Source organism: Prosthecobacter sp., assembly GCF_044227185.1.
Lineage (GTDB): Bacteria > Verrucomicrobiota > Verrucomicrobiia > Verrucomicrobiales > Verrucomicrobiaceae > Prosthecobacter.
In genome coordinates, this window is sequence record NZ_JBGAFO010000003.1 from 379,080 (window position 1) to 403,454 (window position 24,375).

Below are 24,375 nucleotides of genomic sequence, written 5' to 3' on the forward strand. Positions count from 1 at the left end.
AGCTGTATCAGCTCTCGAAATAGGTGTAGCCGCGGAGGCCGGCCTCGAAGCTTTCCATGATCTCGCGGCGTTCGGTGGCGGTGATGCGCTTGGAGATGACGGCGCTTTCGGCGAGGTTGCGGAAGCGGGTGAGCATGTCCTTGGGGTCATACTCCACGTAGGTGAGCACTTCGGAGACGCTGTCGCCTTCGAGCTCGCGGCTGTACTTCACCTTGCCGTTTTCCACGCGGACGCTGACGACGTTCGTGTCGCCAAGGAGATTGTGCAGGTCGCCGAGGGTTTCCTGGTAGGCGCCGACGAGGAAGATGCCGAGCATGTATTCGTGACCCTTCTCGATCTGCGGATCGTGCAGCGGGAGGCTGTGATTGATGCCGTGGGAATGGGCAAATTTGTCGATCTTGCCGTCGCTGTCGCAGGTGATGTCTGACAGCACCGCATTGCGCGTGGGCTTCTCCTTGAGGCGGTGGATGGGCATGACCGGGAAGATCTGGTCGATGGCCCAAAGGTCAGGCAGGCTCTGGAAGACGCTGAAGTTTCCGTAGTAGAAGTCGGTCATGATGGTATCGAGGCGATCCATCTGGCTGCCATCGTGCTCGCAGCTTTCCTTCATGCTGGCCACCCAGGTGAGGATGTCCCAGTAGAGCTCTTCGCCATGGGCGCGCTCGCGGAGGTTGACCTTGCCGTAGTTGAACTCGCTGCGGAGCTTGTCGCGGTAGTAGATGGCGTCGTTGTAGATCTCCTGCAGGCGGTCGCGGGAGGTCCTGGCGGCGTGTTTTTCCGCATCCAGGCGCAGCTCGTAGAGATTGCGCAGGAGGGGAGGGGCGTCCTTGTCGATCTCGAGATCGGCGATGCTCTTGCGAGGCTCAAAGCGGTTGATGTCGAGAATGTTGATGATCAGCACGGAGTAGTAGGCCACGATGGCGCGGCCGGACTCGGTGATGAGATCGGGGTGCGGCACGCCGGCCTCGGCGGTGACTTCGGTGATCGCCTCGATGATGTCGGCGCAGTATTCCTTGGTGCCGTAGTTGCTGCTGGCTTCGCTGGCCCCTTTGAGGCCGTCATAGCTGATGGCCAGACCGCCGCCGAGATCGAGAATGCCCATGCGCGCGCCTTCCTGGACGAGGCCGACGTAAACGCGTGTGGCCTCCGTGACCGCCTGACGGATGGCGCGGATGTTGGGGATCTGCGAGCCCTGGTGGTAGTGCAGCATGCGCAGGCAGTCGAGCATGCCTTTGTCGCGCAGGTGATCGACGACGTGCATGAGCTGGGAGATGTTCAGGCCGAAGACGCTGGCGTCACCGCCGGAGCCGCTCCAGTGGCCGGCGCTTTCCGCGCTGAGGCGGAAGCGCACGCCGAGCGTGGGGCGCACGCCCATTTTCTCGCAGCGCTCCAGGATGAGATCGAGCTCCGTGGGCATTTCCAGCACCAGGATGACCTGCAGGCCCATCTTCTGCGCGTAGAGTGCGAGGTCGATGAACTCCTCGTCCTTGTAGCCATTGCAGACGATGTAGGCCTCCGGATCGTGCATGTAGCTGAGCGCGGCGATGAGCTCGGGCTTGCTGCCTGCCTCCAGGCCGTAGTGGTATTTGCGGCCGTAGCGGGTGATCTCCTCAATCACTTCCTGCTGCTGGTTCACCTTGATGGGATAGACGCCGCGATAGACGCCCTGGTATTTGCCTTCCTTGATGGCGGCGGCAAAGCCTTCGTTCAGTTCGTCGATGCGCCAGCGCAGCAGATCGCCGAAACGGATGAGCAGGGGGAGCTGGGTGCCGCGCTCGCGCAGGCCTTTGACGATGGAGGCGAGCGAGACGGGCTTGGTCTTTTTCCCATCCTTCAGGTTCACGACGACTTCGCCAGTCTTCGAGATGTCGAAATACTCATGACCCCATTCGCGGATGCCATAGAGCTCGGCGCTGTCTTCGGTGGTCCATGCGGGGGATTTCATTTTCGTGGGCTGTGTGGGGTGGGGATTTGGGGGGCCGCGATTATGGGGGGAAATTTGGAAATGCAAAGCGACATCTCGGAGACGTGTGCGGCGGGCCGCCCGTCAGAGATCATCGTCAAGGGATCCGGGCGTGGATTTGAGAAAGACGAAGGGGAGGTAGAGAATGGAGTAAAAGAGGACGCCGAGACCGATGGTGCTGAGATTGTACCACGGCCAGGGACCGAGCTGGTCAAACAGGCTGGCCTGCACGGGTTTGGCGCATTGAAAGGCGTAGTTCACCCCGAAGGCGTAGTTCACCACGGCGACCGCGGCATACCAGGCGATGGAGAAGACCATCATGCGCTGCACGGCTCCAGGGCGCGGGCGGACGCCCATGGCGGTGACGACGTAGAGCGCGGTGATGGGCACGCCTGCGTGCATGATGAAGAACAAAAAGAAACGCGGGTCCGGGTATTCATAGACCAGCGCGGGAGTGAGCAGCCCCTGGAGCGTGCCGGCGATGCCGAAGAAGTACACCAGCTCGCAAAAGAAGGGGCGGCGCGTCCACAGCGCCATCACGGCCGCGAGCGTGGCCACGTCGCAGTACTGCAGCGGCAGCGCGGTTTGCATGCTGAGCGATCCGTAGCTCGCGTGCACCAGAAGGCCGAGGGGAAACAAGGCCAGCAGCACGGCGCCCAGGACCCGCTGTGAGAGCACCGCCCAGCGCGTGCGGGCGAGCAGCATCATCAGAATGAACAAAGCCAGCGTGATGGCGAGCACCGCCTTGTGAGATGGGCCGAAGGGGTGAAAGGCGGGAGGCGGGACGGGCATCATGCAGGCGCTTATCATACGCGGCTGTTGCGGAAGTCAGTCGGTTTGTGGCATGGTGCGGGGATGTTGCGCCGCCGTCATTCTTCCTCCCGCTCTTCGAAACCACTCAGCGGCGGCTGTGCCGTCCTGTTCGGCCTGCCTTTCATCCTGGGAGGCCTGGCTGCGGGCTTTTTATACATGCCGGCGATTGTTTCATGGTGGTCAGCCCGTGGCTGGGAGGAGGCTCCGTGCTGGATTGAAAAGGCGGAGCTCAAGACCTCGCACAGCAGCAAAGGCGGCACGAGCTACCGGGTGGAGGCCGTTTATCGCTACGAATTCCACCGTCACAGCTACCATGGCACCCAGGTGAGCTTCTTTGGCGGATCTGACAACATGGGCGATTTTCAGCAGCAGGCGTTTCGGGAACTCGAGACGGCGAAGAACAAAGGCCGGCCCATTCACTGCTATGTGAATCCATCCCGGCCGGAGCAGGCCGTGCTGTTTCGCGAGCTGCGCTGGGGAGTTTTGCTCCTGATGTCGATTTTTCCGACGCTGTTTCCACTGGCGGGCGCCTTGGTGGCGATAGGCGGGGGGCTGCAGTCGCGCAAGGCGGCGAAAAATGCGGGTCTGGAGGCGCGGCACCCCGGCGAGCCCTGGCGGTGGCGTACGGAGTGGGTGGGAGACGCCATCCGGCCCTCGCCGGACGGTCTGCCGTTCATTCTCGCGGTGGCGGGCTGGATTCTCCTGGTGCAGCTCCCGCTGGCGCTGGCGGTGGTGCTCGGCGGAGAAATGGCCAAATCGCCCCTGGCTGCGTGCGCATTGCTGCCATCCCTGCTCGCCTTGATTCCGCTGTACTTTGCCTGGAAGCGCATCCGGTCACGCAGGGCCCTGGGGCAGCCGGAGCTCAGGCTGAAAAAACTTCCGCTGTCGCCGGGCCAGCCGCTGGCGGGAGAGCTGAAGTTTGCGCGAGCGCTGGCTCCCTCGGAGGTGCTCCGGGCGCGCATCCTGTGCGAGCGCCACATCACCCGCAACAGCGGTGACTCCCACGCCACGGTGGAGGAGACGATCTGGGAGCACACCGAAACGCTGTCCTCGGCCATGGCCAGGCGCGATGTGGATGGGACCACGCTGCCGCTGAGCATTGCCATTCCTGCCGGACTGCCCAGCTCGGCTGTGGATCAGGAGTCCATCGACAACTCCCCTGGAGAGCGGCATGTGTGGACGCTGAAAGTCAGCTCTGAACAAATGCCAGGAAGCAAACCGGTGGAGTTTCCGCTGCCGGTCTTTGCGACGGGAAATACGGTCGTGGACGAGGAGCACGCCGCGCAGCAGGAGGCGGGGCCCCCGCTTCTCACCTCGGACGATCTCTCCGCGCGTCTGCAGGCGCGAGGGCTCCAGGTGGAGTTCGGACCCGGCGGCATTCCCTTGGTGATTGACTGTCCGGCGGCCCGGTTTCGCGGCGCAGGCATCTTCCTGCTGGTCTTCGCGGCGATCTGGTCCGGGGGATTCGCTTTCCTGTGCCATCAGGGCGCGCCGCTGCTTTTCCGCTTGTTCTGGGGAATCACCTCGCCGCTGATTTTTGCAGGCGGCGTCTGGACACTGCTGCACAGCCGCCGCGTGGAAATCCTGGCGGGAGGGCTGCACATCGCGAACCGCCTCGGCCCCTTCTTTTCCTGGGGTGAAAGCTTGGAGCCGCGCCACATCACCGGGTTCAGCCACGACACGAACATGCAGTCCGGCAACAAGTTTTACTACCGCGTGCGGGCGGAGACGATCTTTAACAAAAAGCGCACCCTCGTCGATGGCATCACCGAATCCGTCACCGCGGAGACCCTGGCGGAGCGCTTCGAGGAGTGGCGGAAGCGGGGGTGAAAAGCCACTGGCTTTTGAAGAGCCATCGGTTAGACTGGTGCATCATGAGTCAGGCCATTCAAGAACTCGCTTCATTGCGGCAGCGCTTCGACGTTCTAGAGAAAGAGTTTGCCGCATTGCGAGATCGTGTCCTTGGCACCAAGCCTGTGAGAAAGGACTGGCGGAGCACAGTCGGGATGTTGCCTGATGATGAGCTTTCGCGTGAGGCGCAGCGGCTCGGTGCGGAGTGGCGGCGGAACGGGGCCGAGGATTAATCGCATGTTCATTCTGGACACGGACCATGCCAGCGAGCTGGGATTTCGCTCTGCTGCCGGCCTCCGGCTGCTTTCTCGGTTTGACCAGACGGAATCTGATGTAGTGATCACGGCGATCACAGTCGAAGAACAGCTTCGAGGCTGGCTGGCCGCATTGAAACGACATGCCGATCCGTCAGATCAAGTCCTCGACTATGCCCGTCTTGTCCGTCAGGTGGAACTGCACGCAGCCTGGACCGTGCTTCCGTGGGATGCTGATGCTGTCCGTGTCTTCACCGCTCTGCGCAAACAAAGCATTCGTGTTGGGACGCAGGATCTCAAAATTGCCGCCATCACTATTGCTCACGACGGTATTTTGCTGACACGCAACACCGTGGATTTTCAACAGGTGCCTGGACTGCAGTTTGAGAACTGGCTGGATTGATCAAATCCTACCCTCCGTCCCGCAGGGCCACGGCGGGGTCCACGCGTGCGGCGAACCATGAGGGGATCAGCGCGGCCATGAGGCAGAGCACGACAGCGGTGGCGCAGATGGCGAGGAGGTCGCTGAAGTCGGTGTGAGCGGGGATGCTGGAGAGAAAGTAGATGTCCTGGGGGAAGATGTCGCGGCCGGTGAAGCTGGCGATCTGGTCGCGCAGCCAGTTGCGGATGCCGAGGACAAAGAAGCCGCCAGCGAGCCCGGCCACGACACCGAAGAGGGCGACGATGCCGGCCTGCGAGACAAAGATGGTGATGATCTGCCAGGCGCGCGTGCCCAGGGCCGTGAGGATGCCGATCTCCCGCCGTTTTTTCACGGTGACGGTGATGGTGGTGTTCATCACGCAGATGGAGGCCACGAGCATGATGAAAAGCAGGATGAACCACATCATCGTGCGCTGATTTTTGACGGACTCGAGCATCATTTCATGCTCCTGAATCCAGGTGCGGTAGCCCCAGGTCTCCGGCACGGCGCCAGAGCGGTAGATCCGGCCCATCACGCGCTCCACGTCGTCGGGCTCCTTCAGTTCCAGCTCGATGCCGTTGACGTTGCTTTCGAGATTGAAAAACTCCTGCGCCACATGCAGCGGCACATATCCCCGCGTGGAGCCGCGCAGGCCGGTGGTGTCCGCGCGCAGGGTGGCCACGAGCTTGAGGTCCTTGGACAGCACCGTCACATTGTCGAGCGCCTCGGCGCGTTTTTTCTCGTCTCCATCCTCGGGGATTTCGCGGTACTTTTGGATGAACTGGTTCACGCTCTCGGCGGCATGTACAACGAGGGTGTCCCCCACCTTGGCCCCGAGCTCCTTCGCGAATTTGTCGCTCAGAATGATGGTGTCATCCGTGAGATCAAAGCGGCCCTCCCTGATGTGTTTGCTGAGCTTCTGCACCAGGGCGTTGTCCTTCTCATCGGTCAGGCCGATGACATCGACGCCCTGCAGGTTGCCGTTGTTTTCGACGACGACGGTCCCGGTGGCCACCGGCACGGCGGAGATGACTTCGGGGCGCTGGGCCAGAGTCTTGCGCAGCTCGCGCCAGTCCACGGGCTTCGGGCCGTCGGGCCCACCCTCCTGCATGCTCATCGGCTGCACCATGGCATGGGGCTCAAAGCCGATGAGCAACTGCCGGAACTCGCGCTGCCAGCCGCTGAAGACCGACATCACGAACACCAGCACGCCCACGCCGAGCATGACGCCGAGCATCGAGATCACGGTGATGACCGAGATGAACGAACGCGTGGGCCGCAGGTAACGCACGGCGAGAAAGAGGGGGGCGCTGGTCATGGGCTGTTGGGGGATTCCTTTTCGTCCTCTTACTCGACCTCTTCCTCGATCATCTGGCTTCGAAAGGAACAGAGGCTGGAGAATCAGGACAGGTATGTTGGCGTGAGTTCGGAAGTTTTGGGGAAGTGAGGAGCCGTGGAATCGAGGACGAGTTCGAGTAGGAGGACGAGGACGAATCAGTCGCGGAGCGCGACGGCGGGATCGACGCGTGCGGCCAGCCAGGCGGGGGGCAGGGCGGCGAGCAGGCAGAGGATGACGGAACCCAGGCAGGTGACGACGATGAACCAGGGCTCGATCTGCGCGGGAATGGTGGCCAGGAACATGCCGGAGTCCACATCCGTGCTGCCACCGTTCACCACGGCGATGCCCATGCGGATCTCGTTGCGGAAGTGCAAAACAAGGCCGCTGAAAACAAGGCCGATGAGCGTGCCCACGATGCCGACAAAGGCGGCCTGGGAGACGAAGATGCCCACGATCTGGCTCTGCCGCGAGCCCAGGGCTGTGAGCACGCCGATCTCGCGGCGCTTCTGCGTGGTCACGGTGATGGTGGTGTTCATCACGGAGAAGGCCGCCACCACAAAGATGATGAGGAGCACGATGTTCATCATGGCGCGCTCATTGCCCATGGCGGCGAGCCGCGCTTCGCCCTCGTCCGTCCACAGGGAATGGCTCCAGCCGGCGGGGACAAGGCCGGCCTCCTCAAAACGTTTGATCACAGCCTTCACCTCGCCGGGCTGCTTCAGTTCGATCAGCACGCCGTTCACCTGCGTACCCAGGCCGAAGATCTGCTGCGCGGTTTCGAGGGAGCAGTAGCCGCTGGGTCCGGCGGATTCTGTTTTTGTGGCTCCCAGCAGTCTGGCATCCATCGGGTGCAGCTTGATCTCCTTGTAGGCGGCGTGGCGCTTGGTCTCGTCCTGCTCATCAGAGGCGGCGTGGAAGCGGTTCACGGCGCTGGTGACATTGCTGGAGGCATAGACGCTGAGGGTGTCTCCGGGATGCGCATTGATCTCCGCCGTCAGGTAGTCCGGGCATACCAGGCCGCCAGGCACGAGATCCAGCGAGCCCTCCAGCTTGTGTCTGGCGATCTTTGCCATGTAAAACTTCGCGCCATCCTCCGGCAGGCCCAGCACCGACATGGCCGACTGCCCGTGACCATGCTCCGCAAACATGACGCTGCGGATGTAGGTGCAGGCGGCCAGCACCTCTGGCTGCTGGCGCACCTTGGCGAGGAGACCGGCGGTGGCTTTCACGTCCACGGGCTTGCTCCCCTCGGGATGCAGCAGGATGTGAGGCTCGGAGCCGATGAGGGTCTTGCGGAACTCGCCCTCAAAGCCCTTCATCACCGAGCCGATCACAATCATGGCCAGCACGCCCAGGGCGACGCCGAGAATAGAGATGATGGTGATGACGGAGACAAACGAACGCCTGGCACGCAGGTAGCGGCGGGCGAGGAAGAGGGTGGCGTTCGAAAGCATGCGGTGCCCAACAAAGCGATGCCTGTGCTACTTCGCAACTGCCGTGATGCCAAACAGCGGCAGCGATTTCTGCACGGACTGGTACACACCCCAGCCGAGCGGCACGGCGATCCAGGTCCAGGCGATGAGAAGGGTGAGGAATTTCATGGGCGAATCAGGCTTGGGCAGCGGGTGCGAGATGATGTTTGGGATCGACAGGACGGACGAGCAGATTGGAGACCAGGCCGACCAGCAGCAGGCCGACCATCAGGTGAAAGATCGAATTGTAGGCCTGCTCGGGCGGCATGATTTTTTTATTTGCCACAGAAAGGCGGTCCATGAGCTGCGGGCCCAGAATGGCGGCCACTGACCAGGCGGTGATGAGGCGGCCATGGATGGCGCCCACCTGATAGCTGCCGAAGAGATCGCGCAGGTAGGCGGGAATGGTGGCGAAACCGCCGCCATACATGGTCAGTATGAGGCCGGTGGCGACCACAAACAGCGTGACGCTGCCGCGGCCCTGAATCCACGGCACGCTGGCATACAGGCCCGCTCCGAGAATGAAGTAGATGCAGTAGATGCCCTTGCGCCCGATGAGGTCGGACATGGAGGACCAGAAGAACCTGCCGCCGAGATTGCAGAGCGAGATCAGGCCCACGTATCCGGCCGCGGCCTTGGGGGTGACCTTGAACATGTCCTGAATCATCGGCGAGGCCTGGCCGAGGATGCCGATGCCGGCGCTGACGTTCAAGCAGAGGACGATCCAGAGCATCCAGAACTGGGGTGTCTTCCATGCAACGTCCACGGAGACGCTGGCGGTCGTCACCAGTTTTGAGGCATGCTCCCTGGGCACCCAGCCCGGAGGACACCAGCCCTCCGGCGGGACGCGTACGATGAGCGCGCCGAAAATCATGGAAACCGCATAGAGGCCCGCCATCACCAGCAGCGCTTCGGCGGCGCCGACGGAGGTGCCGGAGGAGACGGCGGAGAAGTGCTGCATCAAGTCCTCCGCCAGCGGCCCGCCGATGAGGGCCCCACCGCCAAAGCCCATGATGGCCATGCCCGTGGCCATGCCGGGGCGGTCGGGAAACCACTTCATCAAAGTGGAGACCGGGGCGATGTAGCCCAGGCCCAGCCCGATGCCGCCGATCAAGCCATAGCCGGCATACAGCAGCCAGAGCTGATGCCAGCGAACAGCGAGCGCGGTGAGCACCAGACCGCTGCAAAAGCAGAGCATGCTGGCCAGCATCGTCTTGCGCGGGCCGCTGCGCTCCACCCATTTGCCGAAGAAGGCGGCAGAGAGTCCCAGCAGGGCCAGCGCGATGGAGTAGGCGACGCCCACATCCGCTTCACTCCAGTCTCCGGCGGCAGGCGCCGTGATGCCCAGCGCCATGGCCAGCGGCTTCTTGAAAACACTGAAGCCATACACCTGCCCGATGCACATGTGCACGGCGATGGCGGCGGGCGGGACGAGCCACCGGCTGAATCCAGGCTTGGCGACGGTGGCTTCTCGGGAGAGGAAACTCATGGTGGGATGGGCGGAAAATCCATGCGGAGGGTCGCACAAGGAAGGATTAAAGATCGACAAGAAACGCCCGGTTTCATACGTTTTGAGCGTTATCCGGTGATTTTGCCGGCCGCACCCCATACCCAACACAACTCGATGAAAACACTGCTCACCATCTGCGCCCTCTCCTTCGCCTCCGCCGCCATGGCCGCCGACAAATGCCCCATCAGCGGCAAGCCTGCTGACTCCAGCATCACCAGCACCGGCAAAGACGGCAAGACCGTGGCCTTCTGCTGCGAAAAGTGCAAAGCCAAGTTCGACGCGAAGAACAAGTAAACGCTGAGGCGCTGATGCGCTGAATGTTTGAAAAGGCGGAGCCGGGAAACTGGCCCCGCCTTTTTGCGTCCCTAGCGCTTCCGTGATTCACGTTCGTGCATCTTGCGCTCATAGCCGGTGAGCACGAAGTCTTTGTCACGCGCGCGCAGAAGCGCGTCGTCGATGGAGATGAACCCGTGAATGGCGAGATGGGTCACGCTGTCATCGATGGTGTGCATGCCATCATTGGCGCCGATCTGGATGAGGCTGGGAAGCTGCTGGAGCCGGCGGGAGCGGATGCAGGAGGCGATGCCCTGGTTGTTGACCATGATTTCCGAGGCCATCACGCGGCCATCCTGATCGAGCCTCGGCATGAGGTTCTGACAGATTACGCCCTGCAGGCAGTTGGCCAGCTGCGAGGACACAAAGTCCTGCTGATCCTCCGGGAAGGCGTCCAGCACGCGCATCACCGTGGAAGGCGCATCCTGAGTGTGCAGCGTGCTGATGACGAGGTGGCCCGTCTCGGCGGCGGTCAGCGCGGTGCGGATGGTCTCGAGGTCGCGGAGCTCGCTGATGATGATGATGTTTGCATCCTGGCGCAGGGCGCTGCGCAGGGCCTGGGCAAAGCTGTGGGTGTCGCTGCCCACCTGGCGCTGCCGCACGAGGCTGCGCGAGTGTTTGAACACGTACTCGATGGGGTCTTCGATGCTGACAATGTTGGCCTGCCGCTCCCGGGAGATGTGCTGGGTCATGGAGCTCAGCGTGGTGGTCTTGCCGGAGTTGCTGGTGCCGGTGACGAGGATGAGGCCGTCGCGCAGATTGCAGAGGCTTTCCACGGTGGGGCCGTGGCCGAGGTCGCGCAGCTCGGGTATCTGGTCTGGAATGAAACGGAAGGAGGCCTCGATGCGGCCGAGCACGTAGCAGGCATTGCCACGGAAGCGTCCCAGGTTTTCCACCTGAATGGCGAAGTCCAGCTCCCACTCCTGCTCAAGCTTGGCACGCTGTGTTTCCTTCAGCACGCCGAAGACGAGCTCGCGGATGTCGCCGATGTCGAGGACTTCATCCGTCAGCGGCTGGAGCTGGCCAAAGAGGCGCCCGGTGGGCGGCGCGCCCACGCTGAGGTGCAGGTCAGACCCGCCCTGGTTTATGACCATGGCAAGGTATTCGATGAGATCGTGGTCGCGCATGATGAAACGGAAACAGAGGTTCAGGAGATGCCGCGGGCGGCGCGGCGGAATTCAGCCTCGTTGCCGACGGCGGCGACGGCTTCGGATTCGGAGATGATGCCGCCCTGGTAGGCCGCCACGGTGGACTGGAGGAAGGTGCGCGTGCCGGGGTCTGTGCCGCGGTTCATGTAGTCCGAGACGTCCGCGAGGCTGCGCTTCGCGATCCAGTCGCGTGAGGCGCCGCCGTTTTCCAGATGCTCCGCCAGCAGGAAGAGCTTGCCGTGGACATTTTGCACCAGCTTCTGGCACAGCACTCCCACAAGCTGATGTGACAGCAGGTGAAGGCCGATGCCGATCTGGTCCGGCGGGAAGAGGTTCACAAAGCGCTCCATCGTGTCTGAGACGGTGGCGGAATGCATGGAGGCAAGCACGAGATGGCCGGTCTCGCAGGCCTGGAGGGCGGTGAGGGCGGTCTCGTGGTCGCGGATTTCCCCCACGAAAATGACATCCGGCGCCTGGCGCATGGCGCTGCGCAGCCCGCGGGCAAAGGTGGGTGTGTCGCGGCCCACCTCACGCTGGGTGAAGAGGCAGCGGTTGTTTGAAAAGATGTACTCCACCGGGTCCTCGATCGTCACCACATGACGGGCGATGTTTTCATTCATCCACTGCAGCAGCGCCGCCAGCGTGGTGGATTTTCCCTGGCCGGTGGCGCCGGTGACGAGGATCATGCCGTTTTGCTTCTGCGCCCAGCGCTGCAGCAGCCAGTCTGGCGCGCCCAGGGTGTGGAGGGCCGGAATGTCCGTGCGGATGCGGCGCAGCACGGCCGCCATGCGGCCCAGGACTTTGTGCAGGTTCACACGAAAGCGTGTGTGAGTGCGGGAGATGAGGCCGGAGTCACGGTCCGTGTCAGTGAGGGTGTCTCCGCCGCAGGCCTGCCAGAGCCCGGCCATCTGCGGCAGCAGCAGCGGATCATCGCCAAAAATCATGAGCTGCTCGGCGATCTTCATGCGCGGCACCTCGCCTTCCTGGAGAAAAATGTCACTCGCCTGGTGGTCTTCGGCGGCTTGGAGGATGTCGTCGAGCGTGATGGCCATGGTTGTACGGAAGCTAGCGGGCGGTGCCCATGAGCTCAAGCCTGCACTCAGGGTTTTGTTACGCAGAATCTTCGGTGATGCCGGGTTCTTCCAGCAACTGACCGCAGTACCACAGCATGCGCGGCAGGTGGAAGGGGCCCTTCCACATGTTTCCCTTCAGGTGAACGGAAGGCGTGCCATCGCGGTGCAGATAGCCAAACCACTCGCCGTAGGCGGGATCAGGGAAGTGCGCAAAGCTCCAGTCATGCACCTGCTGGTGCCACTGCGCGTATCTGGCATCTCCGGTGATGTGCCATGCCAGATGAGTGGCGATGACGGCCTCATTGTGCGGCCACCAGAATTTCATGTCGTGCCAGTATTCCTGCACCGGCTTGTTTTGCACATCGCGGAAGTAGAAGATGCCGCCGTGCTCCGCATCCCAGCCGCGCCGCCACATGCAGTCGAGGATTTCCAGGCCGAGTGTGATGTAGCTTTTTTCGCCCCGCCAGCGCCCCTCATGCAGGATGAACCACGCGCACTCCAGCGCATGGCCGGGGTTCAGCGTGCGACCGTCGAAGTGATCGATGAGCGACCCGTCTGGCGAGACGACCTCCATCAGCGCCCCGAGGTCTGGTTTGAAGAAAAACTGCTGAATCTCCAAAATGAAGCGGTCCGCCCACTCCGAGCAGCTATGGCCGGAGACCTTCACATCTCCGAGATTCACGCGCAGCTCCTGCGCGGTGGCGATGCCGATCATGAGCGCGCCGATGCCCATCATCGGACGCGTGTTGGGCTCGATCTTCGGATGCATGAGACCCTTCTCAAACGAGTACTTCAAATACGTGGCGAAGTCTTTCATTGCCCGCGCCGCGTAGCTTTCGTCTCCGGTGGCCTTTGCATAGGACGCGTGAGCGATGGCCGCGAAGGCCTCGCTGAAAACGTAGCGGCGCATGCGCAGCGGACTGCCTTCACGCGTCACGGTGAAGAACAGCTTTCCATCCGTGGAGTAGCCGTGCTTCTCCAGAAAGGCCAGGCAGGAGCCGGCGGCCTCGATCCAGTCGCTGCGTTTCTCCACGGTGTTGTACAGCGTCGAAAGTGTCCAGGCGGCGCGTCCTTGAAACCAGATGCTTTTGTCCGTGTCGAGAATGGCGCCGTCGCGGTCCAGAGAGGTGATGATGCCGTCAAACTCGGCGTCCATGCCATGCCGCATCCAGAACGGCATCACGTCCTTGAGCAGCGTGTCTCGGTAGAGCGCCTTCAGGCTCTGGCGGTGGGCGGGGTCTGCGAGCGTGCGGTTCATTTCATTTCGCCCATTCTGGCGGCTCCGCTGCAAAGGTCACGCGTTCCTTCGTCAAAGGATGCGTGAAGGCGATCTGCAGTGCATGGAGGCAGAGGGGAGGAGCGCCCAGGGCCAGCGTTTGCGTCTCGCCCACTTCGCCACCGGCCAGATAGGCGGCATCACCCACGATGGGAAAGCCGAGGTGCCAGAGGTGGATGCGGATTTGATTGGTGCGGCCGGTGAGGGGGCGGGCCTCCAGCAGCGCGGTGTCATCGGCATCGCGGCGCAGCACGCGGAATTCGGTGCGGGCGTCCAGGCCGCCCTCGGCATCCACCGTGCGGCCGCCGAGTTTGCCGGCTTCGCCGCTCACGGGGACATCGCAGACAAATTCATCCTGCGGCGGGTGGCCCTTCACGCGGGCGAGGTAGATTTTTTCCACTTCACCGCGCTCAAACTGCGGCTGCACAAAGCTGGCGAAGTGGCGTGTTTTGCACAGCACGGTCACGCCGGTGGTGTTGGCGTCCAGACGATGAACACTGCGCGGTTTCAGCGGATGCCACACCGTGTTGAGGATGAACTGCAGCGTGTTGCGGTTGAACCTGCCGCCCACGTGCACGGGCAGCGGCGCGGGTTTGTTGAGCACGATGACGGCCTCGTCTTCAAACAGCACGCGGATGTCTGCATTCACATCCGGCTCCTGCTGGGCGGGCTTCAGATGCAGGTAGCGCTCGCCTGCGCGCACGATGTGGTGCGCGGGGATGATTTCGCGGTCATCGGTGACGATGCGGCCTTCATCGCACACGGCCTGCCACTGCTCGCGGGGGATGTGGGGCATCACGTGACAGAGGCAGTCCAGAATCGTACCCTGGTCACAGGCTTCGGGGACATTGAGCGGCCGTGTTTGGTCATAGGGCAGGCTGCCTGGCAGCGGCGTCACGGCTTCACGGAGCGCTGCATGGCGCTGGGCCAGATTTTCACGCTGCTGCTCTTCGGTGGTCTTGAAACAATACGGGCAGGAGACGTGCTCCACGTAGCGGGGGTCGGCCTGCTCTTCGGCGGTGAGCGGTGTCTGGCAGGCGAAGCATTGGGAGGAGGCGGTCTCGTGCAGGCCGGGATCGACGCCGACGCGCTGGTCGAAGACGAAGCACTCGCCCTCGTAGTGCGCGCTGCCGCATTCTTCAAAGTACTTCAAGATGCCGCCTTCGAGCTGCCAGACGTGCTGAAAGCCTTCGCGTTCCATGAAGGGCGCGGCTTTCTCGCAGCGGATGCCGCCGGTGCAGAAGGAGACGATTTCGGCCTTCTTCATCTCCTGGGGCAGGCGGCGCACCGCCTCGGGAAACTCGCGGAAGGAATCCACGCCGGCAACGACCGCGTCTTTGAAGGTGCCGAGCTTTACTTCGTAGTCGTTGCGCGTGTCATACAGGATCACGGGGCGGCCTTCATCCAGCCACTGCTTGAGGATCTTCGGCTCCAGACGCGGGGAGGTGTATTTCGCCGGTTCGATGCCCGCGACCCCGAAGGCGATGATCTCTTTTTTGATGCGCACCAGCATGCGGCGGAAGGGCTGCTCGGCGCTTTCGCTGTACTTGGGCTTCAGCGCGGCAAGCCCCGGGATGGCGCGGAGATCATCGACGAGCGCGTCCACGTTTTCGCGAACACCGGCCACGAACAGGTTGATGCCCTCGGTGCTCAGCAGAATGGTGCCCTTCAGGCCCAGGCCTTTGCATCGGTCCAGCAGGCGCGCGCGCAGGTCCTTCAACTCGGAAAGCTCGGCGAACTGGTAGCAGGAGATGTTGGTGATCGTGGCGGTGGCTGGCATGGACCGTGCAGAAAGCACATGAACGGGCGGATCGCGAGGGCAAAACACAGGCTTGCCATCGGGCGTCCGGCCCGCTCCATTCCCAGGCATGAAAACGACCCTCTTCGTCCTCGCTCTGACTCTTGCCGCACAAGCCGCCGACTGGCCCGTCTGGCGTGGCTCCAATCATGATGGCATTTCGAGCGAGAAACTGGCGGGCACGACGGTGAAAAAGCTGTGGGAGGCGCAGATTGGCACCGGCTTTGCCTCCTTTACGGTGGCTGACGGGCGCGTTTACACCACCGGGCACGCGGATGGGAAGGACACCGTGTTCTGCTTTGACGCCACCAGCGGCAAGCCGGTTTGGAAGCACGCCTACGCCGCTGATCTGGGGGACAAGTATTATGAAGGCGGCACCTCAGCCACGCCGACGATCGAAGACGGCAGGGCCTACCACCTGAGCCGCTGGGGAGACCTGATGTGCTTCGATGCCGCCACCGGCAAGATCGTCTGGCAGAAAAACATTCAGCAGGAAACCGGCGCGGACATTCCTGACTGGGGTTATGCGGGCTCGCCGCTGGTTTCGGGAAAGCTGCTGATCGTGAATGTCGGCAAGGGCGGCACCGCGGTGGAGAAGGCCACGGGCAAGACGGTGTGGACCAGTGACAAGGCGAATGCGGGCTACTGCACGCCCTACCCCATCACCGTCAATGGCAAGCCGCAGGTGGTGCTGAGTTCCGGTCGTGCGTACAAGGGAATTGATCCCACCAACGGCAGCGAGATCTGGGAGTACACCTGGTCCACCAGCTATGGGGTGAACGCGGCTGATCCGATCCTCAGCGGGACGAAGTTGTTCATCTCGTCTGGTTACAACAAAGGATGCGCCGTGCTGGATCTCGCCTCCGCCAAGCCGAAAGAAGTGTGGCGCAGCCGGGTGATGAAAAATCAGTTCAACTCCAGCGTGCTGATCGACGGTCATCTTTACGGCAGCGATGGCGATGCAGACAAGGGAGCCAGCCTGAAGTGCATTGATTTTGCCACGGGCACCGAAAAGTGGAGCGATGCCGGAGTGGGTTTTTGTTCGCTCATGGCGGCGGATGGCAAGCTCATCATCATGAGCGCCAAGGGAGAGCTGATCATCGCCAGGGCCAGCCCGGCGAAGTTTGAGGCCATCTCCCGCACGCCCGTGCTCACGGGCCGCTGCTGGACGGCGCCCGTGCTGGCGAACGGGCGCATCTACGTGCGTAATGCCGCTGGCGACATGCAGTGCCTAAGCGTCCAGTGATCATGCATTTTCTCAATGCAATCTCACAGACGGTCGATTGGCCGGAGTGAGAGGAAGGCAGGAAGCTTCTCCCGCATGAAAACGACTGCCGCACCTGCGATTCCCCTCTGGCTCAAGCTGGCCTACACCGCCTTCATGGCGGTCTTGATTCCTGTTTACTGGTATCACTACGGCCCCACGAACTTCCTCTACTTCTGCGACGTCGCGCTGCTGCTGACGCTGGCGGGCGTGTGGCTGGAAAGTCCGCTGCTGATCTCGCTGCCCGCCGTGGGCATCCTGCTGCCGCAGGCGCTGTGGTGCGTGGACTACTTCGTGCAGCTCTGTGGCGTCAGGCTCACCGGGATGACGGCGTACATGTTTGATGCGCAGCGGCCGCTGTTTCTGCGCAGCCTCTCGTTGTTCCATGGCTGGCTGCCCTTCCTGGTGCTGTTTCTGGTGTTCAGGCTGGGCTATGACAAGCGCGCGCTCAAAGGCTGGACGAGCACGGCCGGAGGGCTCTGCCTGGTGGCGTATTTCTGGCTGCCGCAGGCGGGGGCGAAACTGGCGGACCCCAATCTGCCGCGCAATGTGAACTACGTCTTTGGCATGGACGATGCGCGGCCACAGACCTGGATGAGTCCGGAGCTTTATCTGGTGGCCTGGCTTGCGCTGCTGATCATGGTTGTCTTTGTGCCCACACACTTTCTACTGAAGAAGCTCTGCCCCACGCCTGAACAAGCCGCCGCCAAACGCGCATGAATCCTTCTTCCTCCGCCATCGACACCCGCTGGAAGCGCGGCTTCTGGAGCCTGATGGGCACGCAGTTTCAGGGGGCGTTTTCGGACAATGTGCTCAAGTGGCTGGTCATCTACCTGGTGATCGCGCAGAAGCTGCCGAAGGAGCAGCTCGATGCGCTGGTGTCGGACTCGGGGATGTATTTTGCCATTCCCTTCCTGCTGCTGTCCATGCTGGGCGGGTGGATGGCGGACCGCTTCAGCAAGCGGAGCGTGATGATCGGCGTGAAGACGATGGAGATCGGCATCATGATCTTTGCCACCTATGCGCTGGCCTCCGGGAGAATGGGGCTGCAACTGGTGAGCATCTGCCTCATGGGCGTGCACAGCGCGTTTTTTGCGGCGTCCAAATATGGGTCGTTGCCCGAGCTGGTGCCTCCAGCGAAGCTCTCATGGGCCAACGGCGTGATTGAGATGCTCACCTTTCTGGCGGCGATCTTTGGCACGCTGGCCGCCGCGTGGCTGGCGGAGAGTTTTGCGGGCAGGCCGGCGTGGTCCGGCGGCATCCTGCTGGGGCTGGCGATGCTCGGCTGGCTCATGAGCCTGGGCATCACGCGGGTGCCTGCCGCGAGCCCCGACAAGCCGCTGCGAATCAACTTCCTCGGCGACCTCTGGCGCGAGTTTCGGTGGATGCGCACGGACCGCGATCTGTGGCGTGCCAATCTCGGCAACACGGGCTTCTTCTTCATCGCCGTGCTGATTCAGATGAATCTGGTGCTGTATGCGGAGCAGGTGCTGCACATCGAGCCGATGGAAAACAGCGCGCTGCAGGTGGCGCTGGCTGTGGGAATGGCTGCTGGCAGCCTGCTCGCGGGAAAACTGAGCGGGGACCATGTGGAGTACGGGCTCATTCCGGTGGGAGCTTTCCTCATGGCGGCCATGGGCTTCGCGCTTGGGTGGGCGGGCATTTCCAAGTCCGCATTCGCCATCTGCCTCACGCTGCTGGGCATCGGCGGCGGCCTGTTCATCGTGCCGCTGGCCGCGGTGCTGCAGCATCGTCCGCCCGCAGACCGCAAAGGGTCGGTGCAGGGCGCGGCTTCGTGGCTTTCCTGGGTGGGCATCAGCGCGGCGGCGGTGCTGCAAAAGGAGCTGAACATGCGCCTGGGCTGGACGCCCGGAGACATCTTCTGGTTCTGCGGCGGCAGCGCCATCATCGGAGGCGTGTATGTGACGATGTCGCGTCCGCAGGCGCTGCCCGCATTGCTGAAGCGGTGGAGCGGAAAAGAATGACGAAACCAGAATGAGGAATGACGAATGAAGTCCCAATGAGCGAGGGCTTGTGGCTTCGTCATTCATTCGTCATTCGCCATTCTGGTTTCGTCATTTATGCTGCCCCTGACCACCCGACATGGCAGACATTTTACTCCTCCCCTTCGGCAGCGCCGGCGATGTGTTTCCCTTCATCTGGCTGGGGCGGCAGCTCACGGCGCGGGGGCACCGGGTGCGGATGATCACGGCCTGCTTGTTTGAAGACCATGCGAGGAGGGCGGGTTTGGAGTTTATTCCGCTGGGAGAGCAGGACGAGTTTGAGAAGATGATCCGCGACCCGCGCATCTGGAAGTCCGGCATCGGCACAAAGGTCGTGTTTGAGTTCGCCGCGCAGTCGGTGGAGCCCTACCTCGCGGCCATTGAGAGCTGCGGGAAGGCGGACCTGATGCTCGCGCCGATGACGGCATTCGCGGGACGGCTGGCCCGTGAAAAGCACGGCATCCCGCTGATCACGGTGCATTTGCAGCCCGCGGTTTTTCTAAGCGTGCATGAGACGCCCCTGCTGCACCCGGCCATGCGGTTCTTCAACAAGCTGCCGGTGTGGTTGAAAAAAGCGGTTCTTGCGCTGCCGAATCCGGTGGATCTCTTCGCACTGCCGAAAGTCCGCCGCATCTGCCTGGCGAATGGCGTCAGGCCGCCGCGCAGCCTGTGGCGGGAGTGGTGGGACTCACCCGATGGTGTGCTGGTGCTCTTTCCCGAATGGTTTGCGCCGCCGCAGCCGGACTGGCCGGCGAACCTGCTGCAGTGGACCTTTCCGCTAGAGGACCTGGCCAAGGAGCAGGTGCTGGAGCCGGAGCTGCGGGCCTTTCTGGAAAACGGCGAGCGGCCGGTGGTCTTCACGCCTGGCAGCGCGAACGTGCAAGCGGCACGCTTTTTCGCCGTGGCCGCGGAGGCGGTGCGGCGTATTGGCTGCCGTGCGGTGTTTGTCACGCGTGAGCCGAAACAGGTGCCGCCAGACCAGCCTGCGAGCATTCTCACGGTGGCCTATGCGCCATTCAGCACGCTGCTGAGGCATGCGGCGGCGTTTGTGCATCACGGAGGTGTCGGCACGATGTCGCAGGGCTTTGGCGCCGGAGTGCCGCAGCTCATCATGGCTATGGCGCATGACCAGCCCGACAACGCGGACCGCCTGGAGCGCCTCGGGGCGGGCAGGGGGCTGAGCGTGCGGCAGTTCACGCCGGAGCGTGTGGGGCGGGAGCTGCAGCATCTGCTGCACGATCCTGCGATCCATCAGGCTGCGCAGGCGTGCGCGGCAAGGCTGCGGCAGGCGCCGGCCCCGGAAGTCCTGCTGGAGTGGATCGAGTCACGCATGAAATGAACGCCTCCCCGCCCGGCTCCCATGTTCCCGAGCAGCGCCGATTCGGCCTGCTGCAGGCCACCGCGCTGAACATGTCCAACATGCTCGGCGCGGGGCCGTTCATCACCATCCCGGCGCTGATGCTGACCATGGGCGGGCCGCAGTCCATGCTGGGCTGGGGCGTGGCGCTGGTCCTGGCTCTGGCGGACGGCCTGGTGTGGAGCGAGCTGGGGGCGGCGCTGCAAAAATCCGGCGGCTCCTATGTCTATCTGCGGGAAGGCTACGGGCGTGAAAAATGGGGCCGCTTCATGGGCTTCCTCTTTATCTGGCAGTTCATGCTGAGCGGGCCGCTGGAGCTGGCCACGGCCTATGTGGGCGTGGCGCAGTATGTGCAGCCGCTGTGGCCGCGGAGCAGCGAATTCACGCGGCTCTGCCTGGGGGCGGGTGTGGGGCTGGGCATCATTCTGCTGCTTTACCGGCGCATCGAGTCGATCGGCAAAATCATGGTCACGCTGTGGGGCGGCGCGCTGCTGGCCATGGCCGTGGTGATCGTCACCGGCGCGCTGCATTTCGATGCAAAGCTGGCCTTTGATTTTCCCGCGGATGCCTGGAACTTCGACGGCATGAAATGGGCGGCGCTGGGGGCGGCGGCGCGCATCGGCATGTATGATTACCTGGGCTACTACGACATCTGCTTCATCGGTGACGAGGTGAAGCAGCCGGGGAAAGTCATCCCACGTGCGGTGATGCTCAGCCTCGTGCTGGTGGCGCTGATCTACTTTGCCGTAAATTTGTCCATTCTCGGTGTCGTGCCCTGGCGGGAGTTTGTGAGTGAGGAGGGAGTGAGCAAACCGTTGGTGACGATGATGATGGCGAAGATCTACGGGAACGACTTTGCGCAGCTTTTCACCGTGCTGGTGCTGTGGACCATGGCGGCCTGCTGCTTTGCCATGCTGCTGGGGTATTCACGCATCCCGTATGCCGCGGCGCGGGACGGGAGCTTCTTCAAGGTCTTCGGCCGCCTGCACCCGCGCCTGGGCTTTCCGCATGTGTCCCTGGTCGTGGTGGGGGTGCTCGCGGCGGCGGCCACGTTTGTGAAACTGGGCACGCTGATCGATGCGCTGCTGACCACGCGCATCGTGGTGCAGTTTGCCGGGCAGATCGGGGCGCTGATTTTGCTGCGACGCACTCAGCCGGAGATGGAGCGGCCGTTTCGCATGTGGCTCTACCCGCTGCCCGCCCTGCTGGCGCTAGCCGGCTGGACGTATCTGCTGCTGACGACGGACCGCGTGCTGCTGGGCGGCGGCCTCGTCGCGCTGCTGACCGGCGCGCTGGTTTTCCTGGGCTGGAGCTGGAGAAGCCGCCGCTGGCCGTTTTCAGCCGTAAAAGACGCTTGATTTAATCATCCTCGACCCAAGGATTTGAGGCATGAATCGCATCCTCTCCTGCCTCCTGTTGTTGACGGCGCTCCTTCGTGCCGATGAGTTTGATCCGAAAGACAACACCATCGTGCTGGGCAAACGGGTCGGGTTGATCAAGCCTGGCATGACTGCCACGGACATCGAGCGCGCCTATGGCAAGGAAAACCTCAAGCTGCAGAAGATCCCTGGGGCGGAGGGCGAGGAAATCGACGGAGCGAAGCTCTTTCCAGACACCGACCGCGAACTGGAGATCGTGTGGGACCCGGACAACGAAAAGAAGAAGGTGGTGTTCGACATCCGCGTGATCGGCAAGGCGTGGGTGTTTGAAAACGGCCTCAAGTCCGGGATGACGGTGGCGGAAGTGGAGAAGATCAACGGCAAGCCCTTCAAAATCGCGGGCTTTGAATGGGACTACGGCGGCTACGCGAACTTTGAAGGCGGCAAGCTGGCAGGAAAGGTGAGCATCCGCTTCAGCCCGGCCGTGGAAAACATTCCGGCGTACCTCAGCGGCGACAAACAGCTCTCCTCCACCGACAAGCAACTGCGCGCCGCGAAGCCTCTCGTGGATGAGGGGATCTCGGTTTTCATGCGGTGACTTTCACGCTTTTACTTGCGGCGTAACCGCAGCGCCCACCAGACCAGCCAGGCAAGCGCGACCGCTGCCGTGACGAGCAGGAGCCAGTGAATGATGCCGGCGAAGAAGGCGTTGCGCGCATCGAGCGGCGTGCGAGGGCGGGGAGGATCGCTGGCGACTTGCAAGCCCGCAAAAGTCGTGAGCGGGAAACAGAAAGCCGTGCCGAGAATTCCGCAGGTGCTCAAGCCAGTCAAAAAGGAAGCCTTCATGCGGTGAGAGGATAAACCGCCACATCGACGCCTGTCGAACCAATAACATGATCCGGCGGCCGCTGCGGATCTGAGAACCCGGCCTGCAGCAGCGGGTTCACATCCCAGGCCTCCAAGGCGGCCTCTGCAAGCGGGTAGGGTGAATGATGCACCTGCCCACAGCGGATGCCGCGGGGTGTCTGGGAGAAGAGCAGATAGCGCTCTGCCAGAAAAAACGCCAGCGTGCCGGGCCCCGCGGGCGGTGACGTTTCCGCGAGTGAATAGCGGAAGAGGGATTCTGCAGAGTGACCACGCCGCTGGCAGCGGTAGTCGATCCAGCCATGGCTGGCCTCAGCGCTCATCCGCGCATGCTGATAAGGCAGATGGAAGAAGGTGCGCGCCGTCCAGACGGCGAGCGGTTGATTGCAGTCGAGCGAATAAAACCAAACCCCGGGGCGGCCCTGCTCATCATGCACATAAGTGCGCACGTTGAGTTCGAGGAAATCGCTGACGCCGCGCACGGCGGGGAGGAAGCGCGGACGGATGCCGCGCATGTAAAAGGGCACGATGGCGAGCCAGGCCTCTCCCTCAAAAGTGTCCACATGCAGACCTGGCGGCAGCGTGCGCTGAATGTCCGCCGGGTCCCAGCGCCAGTGCAGGAAGAGCAGGCTTTCCCAGGTCTGGTGCATCACGTGCGCACGCAGCGGGCGCTCGCGGAATGCGAGGCGGCCATCAAGCGTCGGAAATGAAACAGGCATGCCGTAGCATGCCTGTTTGGAATCTCTGCACAACGGGCAGTGTGACCTGCGCTGATTTACGCAAACAGCTTCGTCACGGGCTTCGCCTTCACCAGTTCACGCGGCTGATTGAGGTGATTGTAAACAATCGTCTCGGGATCGATACCGACAGCGTGGTAGATGGTGGCGAGCAGCTCGGTGGGATGCACGGCGTCTTCGGCAGGTGCGGAGCCGGTGGCGTCGGACTTGCCATGGACGTAACCGCGCTTGATGCCGGCACCACCCACAACGGCGGTGTAGCAGTAAGGCCAGTGGTCGCGGCCGTCGGCGCTGTTGCCATTGCCACTGGTGGAGACACCCTTCTCGGGACTGCGGCCGAACTCGCCGAGGGCGACGACGATCGTTTCATCCAGCAGGCCGGTGGCGTCCAGATCTTCAAACAGCGCGCTGAGGCCCTGGTCCAGCATGGGGCCGGACTTGTTCTTCATGCGCTCAGTCAGGCCCACGTGGTGGTCCCAGGAGTGATTGTCGGAGTTGGCGACCTTGGGCCAGATGACTTCCACAACGCGGGTGCCGGCCTCCAGCAGACGACGGGCCAGCAGGCAGCTCTGGCCGAAGGTGTTGCGGCCGTAGCGGTCGCGCAGCTTGGCAGGCTCGCGGTCCAGGGCGAAGGCATCACGCGCACGGCCGCTGGAGATGAGGTTCAGCGCCTGGCTGTAGTAGCTGTCCAGGCTCATGTCCTTCACCGCGGCTTCGATCTGCGGCATCTGGTCATTGATGGCGTCGCGTAGCTTGGCGCGGCGCTCCAGGCGCACGCTGAAGAGGTCCGGGCGGAGCTGGAGGTCGTCGATTTTGATGCGGTCCATCTTGCCCATGTCGAGGTCATCGCCATCGGGGAAGAGCGTGTAGGGATCGTAGGCCTTGCCCAGGAAGCCTGCACCGCCGCCTTTGCCGACGACATTGGACTCCTGCAGCGGGCGGGGAAGCTGCACGAAGGGCAGCATGGGCTCCTGCAGCGGCTTCAGGCGTACGATGTTGCTGCCGAAGTTCGGGAAGTCCTTGGCGTTCGGCGGCTCGAGCTGGCCGGAGGGGCTGACCTTGTCCGTGGTGTAGCCCGTCATGATCTGGTAGATCGCCGCCGTGTGGTTGAAGAGACCATTCGGCGTGTAGCTCATCGAATTGATCATGGTGAACTTGTCGTTCACCTTCGCGAGGCCGGGGAGGATCTCGGTGAAGTGCTTGCCAGGAACCTTCGTCGGGATGGTCTTGAAGGCGCTGCGCACCTTGTCCGGCACGTTTTCCTTGGGGTCCCACAGGTCCAGGTGCGAGGGGCCGCCCTGGAGGTAGATCATGAGCACGTGCTTGGCCTTGCCCCATCCCGCACGGCCCGCGTTCGGAGAGTTCGCCGCCATGGCCTGGCCACGGAGCACATTGTTGAGGGTGAGGCCCATCATGGAACCTCCGCCCACGCGCAGGATGTCACGGCGGGAGAAGCCGAGGTTTTTGTCGCAAAGGTCTTTGCCGGGAACGCCAGGGATGCGGAACATGGTGTGCTAGGA

At 62.8% G+C, this 24,375-nt stretch carries 22 protein-coding genes; 10 read left to right on the forward strand and 12 right to left on the reverse strand.

Features of this window, described 5'->3' with window-relative positions; genetic code table 11:
* Positions 1-7: 7 nt before the first annotated feature.
* Together speA and ACILSQ_RS09400 are read right to left on the reverse strand one after the other, a co-directional pair.
* Entirely contained in the window at positions 8-1,945 is a 1,938-nt protein-coding gene (speA, locus tag ACILSQ_RS09395; protein ID WP_395743347.1) for a biosynthetic arginine decarboxylase, read from the reverse strand.
* A gap of 102 nt (positions 1,946-2,047) precedes the next feature.
* Positions 2,048-2,758 carry a TIGR02206 family membrane protein gene (locus ACILSQ_RS09400; protein ID WP_395743348.1) on the reverse strand — a complete coding sequence of 237 codons (711 nt, stop codon included), beginning with the start codon at positions 2,756-2,758 and terminating at the stop codon, positions 2,048-2,050.
* A gap of 60 nt (positions 2,759-2,818) precedes the next feature.
* Between ACILSQ_RS09400 and ACILSQ_RS09405 the strand changes: the two genes are divergently transcribed.
* Genes ACILSQ_RS09405 through ACILSQ_RS09415 form a run of 3 tightly spaced genes read left to right on the forward strand, consistent with a single transcriptional unit; the run spans position 2,819 to position 5,284 of the window.
* The gene (locus tag ACILSQ_RS09405) at positions 2,819-4,606 is read left to right on the forward strand and encodes a DUF3592 domain-containing protein (RefSeq protein ID WP_395743349.1); all 1,788 of its coding nucleotides are present in this window, start codon (positions 2,819-2,821) and stop codon (positions 4,604-4,606) included.
* A 44-nt stretch (positions 4,607-4,650) separates the two neighbouring features.
* Positions 4,651-4,860 (forward strand): hypothetical protein, encoded by a 210-nt coding sequence (locus tag ACILSQ_RS09410; protein WP_395743350.1) that lies wholly within the window; start codon positions 4,651-4,653, stop codon positions 4,858-4,860.
* Between the two features lie 4 nt (positions 4,861-4,864).
* Positions 4,865-5,284 carry a type II toxin-antitoxin system VapC family toxin gene (locus tag ACILSQ_RS09415; protein ID WP_395743351.1) on the forward strand — a complete coding sequence of 140 codons (420 nt, stop codon included), beginning with the start codon at positions 4,865-4,867 and terminating at the stop codon, positions 5,282-5,284.
* Between the two features lie 7 nt (positions 5,285-5,291).
* On the opposite strand, the gene ACILSQ_RS09420 is transcribed toward ACILSQ_RS09415, so the two are convergent.
* The 3 genes from ACILSQ_RS09420 to ACILSQ_RS09430 form a co-directional block, all read right to left on the reverse strand.
* Positions 5,292-6,620 (reverse strand): FtsX-like permease family protein, encoded by a 1,329-nt coding sequence (locus ACILSQ_RS09420; RefSeq protein ID WP_395743352.1) that lies wholly within the window; start codon positions 6,618-6,620, stop codon positions 5,292-5,294.
* Between the two features lie 176 nt (positions 6,621-6,796).
* On the reverse strand, positions 6,797-8,095 hold the full coding sequence (locus ACILSQ_RS09425) for an FtsX-like permease family protein (protein ID WP_395743353.1): 1,299 nt from the start codon (positions 8,093-8,095) through the stop codon (positions 6,797-6,799).
* 154 nt (positions 8,096-8,249) lie between these two features.
* On the reverse strand, positions 8,250-9,602 hold the full coding sequence (locus ACILSQ_RS09430; protein ID WP_395743354.1) for an OFA family MFS transporter: 1,353 nt from the start codon (positions 9,600-9,602) through the stop codon (positions 8,250-8,252).
* A gap of 135 nt (positions 9,603-9,737) precedes the next feature.
* Between ACILSQ_RS09430 and ACILSQ_RS09435 the strand changes: the two genes are divergently transcribed.
* Positions 9,738-9,917: a hypothetical protein gene (locus ACILSQ_RS09435; RefSeq protein ID WP_395743355.1), complete on the forward strand. Its 180-nt coding sequence runs from the start codon at positions 9,738-9,740 to the stop codon at positions 9,915-9,917.
* Between the two features lie 71 nt (positions 9,918-9,988).
* Here ACILSQ_RS09435 and ACILSQ_RS09440 read toward each other — a convergent pair whose 3' ends face one another.
* Genes ACILSQ_RS09440 through ACILSQ_RS09455 form a run of 4 tightly spaced genes read right to left on the reverse strand, consistent with a single transcriptional unit; the run spans position 9,989 to position 15,233 of the window.
* Entirely contained in the window at positions 9,989-11,083 is a 1,095-nt protein-coding gene (locus tag ACILSQ_RS09440) for a type IV pilus twitching motility protein PilT (protein WP_395743356.1), read from the reverse strand.
* A gap of 20 nt (positions 11,084-11,103) precedes the next feature.
* Positions 11,104-12,156 carry a type IV pilus twitching motility protein PilT gene (locus tag ACILSQ_RS09445; RefSeq protein WP_395743357.1) on the reverse strand — a complete coding sequence of 351 codons (1,053 nt, stop codon included), beginning with the start codon at positions 12,154-12,156 and terminating at the stop codon, positions 11,104-11,106.
* Between the two features lie 58 nt (positions 12,157-12,214).
* The gene (locus tag ACILSQ_RS09450; RefSeq protein ID WP_395743358.1) at positions 12,215-13,435 is read right to left on the reverse strand and encodes an AGE family epimerase/isomerase; all 1,221 of its coding nucleotides are present in this window, start codon (positions 13,433-13,435) and stop codon (positions 12,215-12,217) included.
* Position 13,436: 1 nt separating this feature from the next.
* Positions 13,437-15,233: a sulfurtransferase gene (locus tag ACILSQ_RS09455; RefSeq protein WP_395743359.1), complete on the reverse strand. Its 1,797-nt coding sequence runs from the start codon at positions 15,231-15,233 to the stop codon at positions 13,437-13,439.
* An 88-nt stretch (positions 15,234-15,321) separates the two neighbouring features.
* On the opposite strand from ACILSQ_RS09455, the gene ACILSQ_RS09460 reads away from it, so the two are divergent.
* From ACILSQ_RS09460 to ACILSQ_RS09485, 6 genes are all read left to right on the forward strand, one after another.
* On the forward strand, positions 15,322-16,497 hold the full coding sequence (locus ACILSQ_RS09460; protein WP_395743360.1) for a PQQ-binding-like beta-propeller repeat protein: 1,176 nt from the start codon (positions 15,322-15,324) through the stop codon (positions 16,495-16,497).
* A gap of 75 nt (positions 16,498-16,572) precedes the next feature.
* Positions 16,573-17,235, forward strand: coding sequence for a hypothetical protein (locus tag ACILSQ_RS09465; RefSeq protein ID WP_395743361.1), 663 nt, complete (start codon positions 16,573-16,575; stop codon positions 17,233-17,235).
* Positions 17,232-18,500 (forward strand): MFS transporter, encoded by a 1,269-nt coding sequence (locus ACILSQ_RS09470; protein WP_395743362.1) that lies wholly within the window; start codon positions 17,232-17,234, stop codon positions 18,498-18,500. Before ACILSQ_RS09465 ends, ACILSQ_RS09470 begins: the two co-directional genes overlap by 4 nt.
* A gap of 118 nt (positions 18,501-18,618) precedes the next feature.
* Complete coding sequence (locus ACILSQ_RS09475; RefSeq protein WP_395743363.1) at positions 18,619-19,857, forward strand: glycosyltransferase; 1,239 nt, start codon at positions 18,619-18,621, stop codon at positions 19,855-19,857.
* Complete coding sequence (locus tag ACILSQ_RS09480) at positions 19,854-21,233, forward strand: APC family permease (RefSeq protein WP_395743364.1); 1,380 nt, start codon at positions 19,854-19,856, stop codon at positions 21,231-21,233. Before ACILSQ_RS09475 ends, ACILSQ_RS09480 begins: the two co-directional genes overlap by 4 nt.
* Before the next feature lie 31 nt (positions 21,234-21,264).
* A complete protein-coding gene (locus ACILSQ_RS09485; protein ID WP_395743365.1) occupies positions 21,265-21,852 on the forward strand; it encodes a hypothetical protein in 588 nt (195 codons plus the stop codon).
* An 11-nt stretch (positions 21,853-21,863) separates the two neighbouring features.
* Here the strand turns inward: ACILSQ_RS09485 and ACILSQ_RS09490 are convergent, their stop codons facing one another.
* Genes ACILSQ_RS09490 through ACILSQ_RS09500 form a run of 3 tightly spaced genes read right to left on the reverse strand, consistent with a single transcriptional unit; the run spans position 21,864 to position 24,363 of the window.
* Complete coding sequence (locus ACILSQ_RS09490) at positions 21,864-22,100, reverse strand: hypothetical protein (RefSeq protein WP_395743366.1); 237 nt, start codon at positions 22,098-22,100, stop codon at positions 21,864-21,866.
* A complete protein-coding gene (locus ACILSQ_RS09495; protein ID WP_395743367.1) occupies positions 22,097-22,837 on the reverse strand; it encodes a YqjF family protein in 741 nt (246 codons plus the stop codon). The genes ACILSQ_RS09490 and ACILSQ_RS09495 overlap by 4 nt, the downstream gene beginning before the upstream one ends.
* A gap of 56 nt (positions 22,838-22,893) precedes the next feature.
* The gene (locus ACILSQ_RS09500; protein WP_395743368.1) at positions 22,894-24,363 is read right to left on the reverse strand and encodes a DUF1501 domain-containing protein; all 1,470 of its coding nucleotides are present in this window, start codon (positions 24,361-24,363) and stop codon (positions 22,894-22,896) included.
* Positions 24,364-24,375 lie beyond the last annotated feature (12 nt).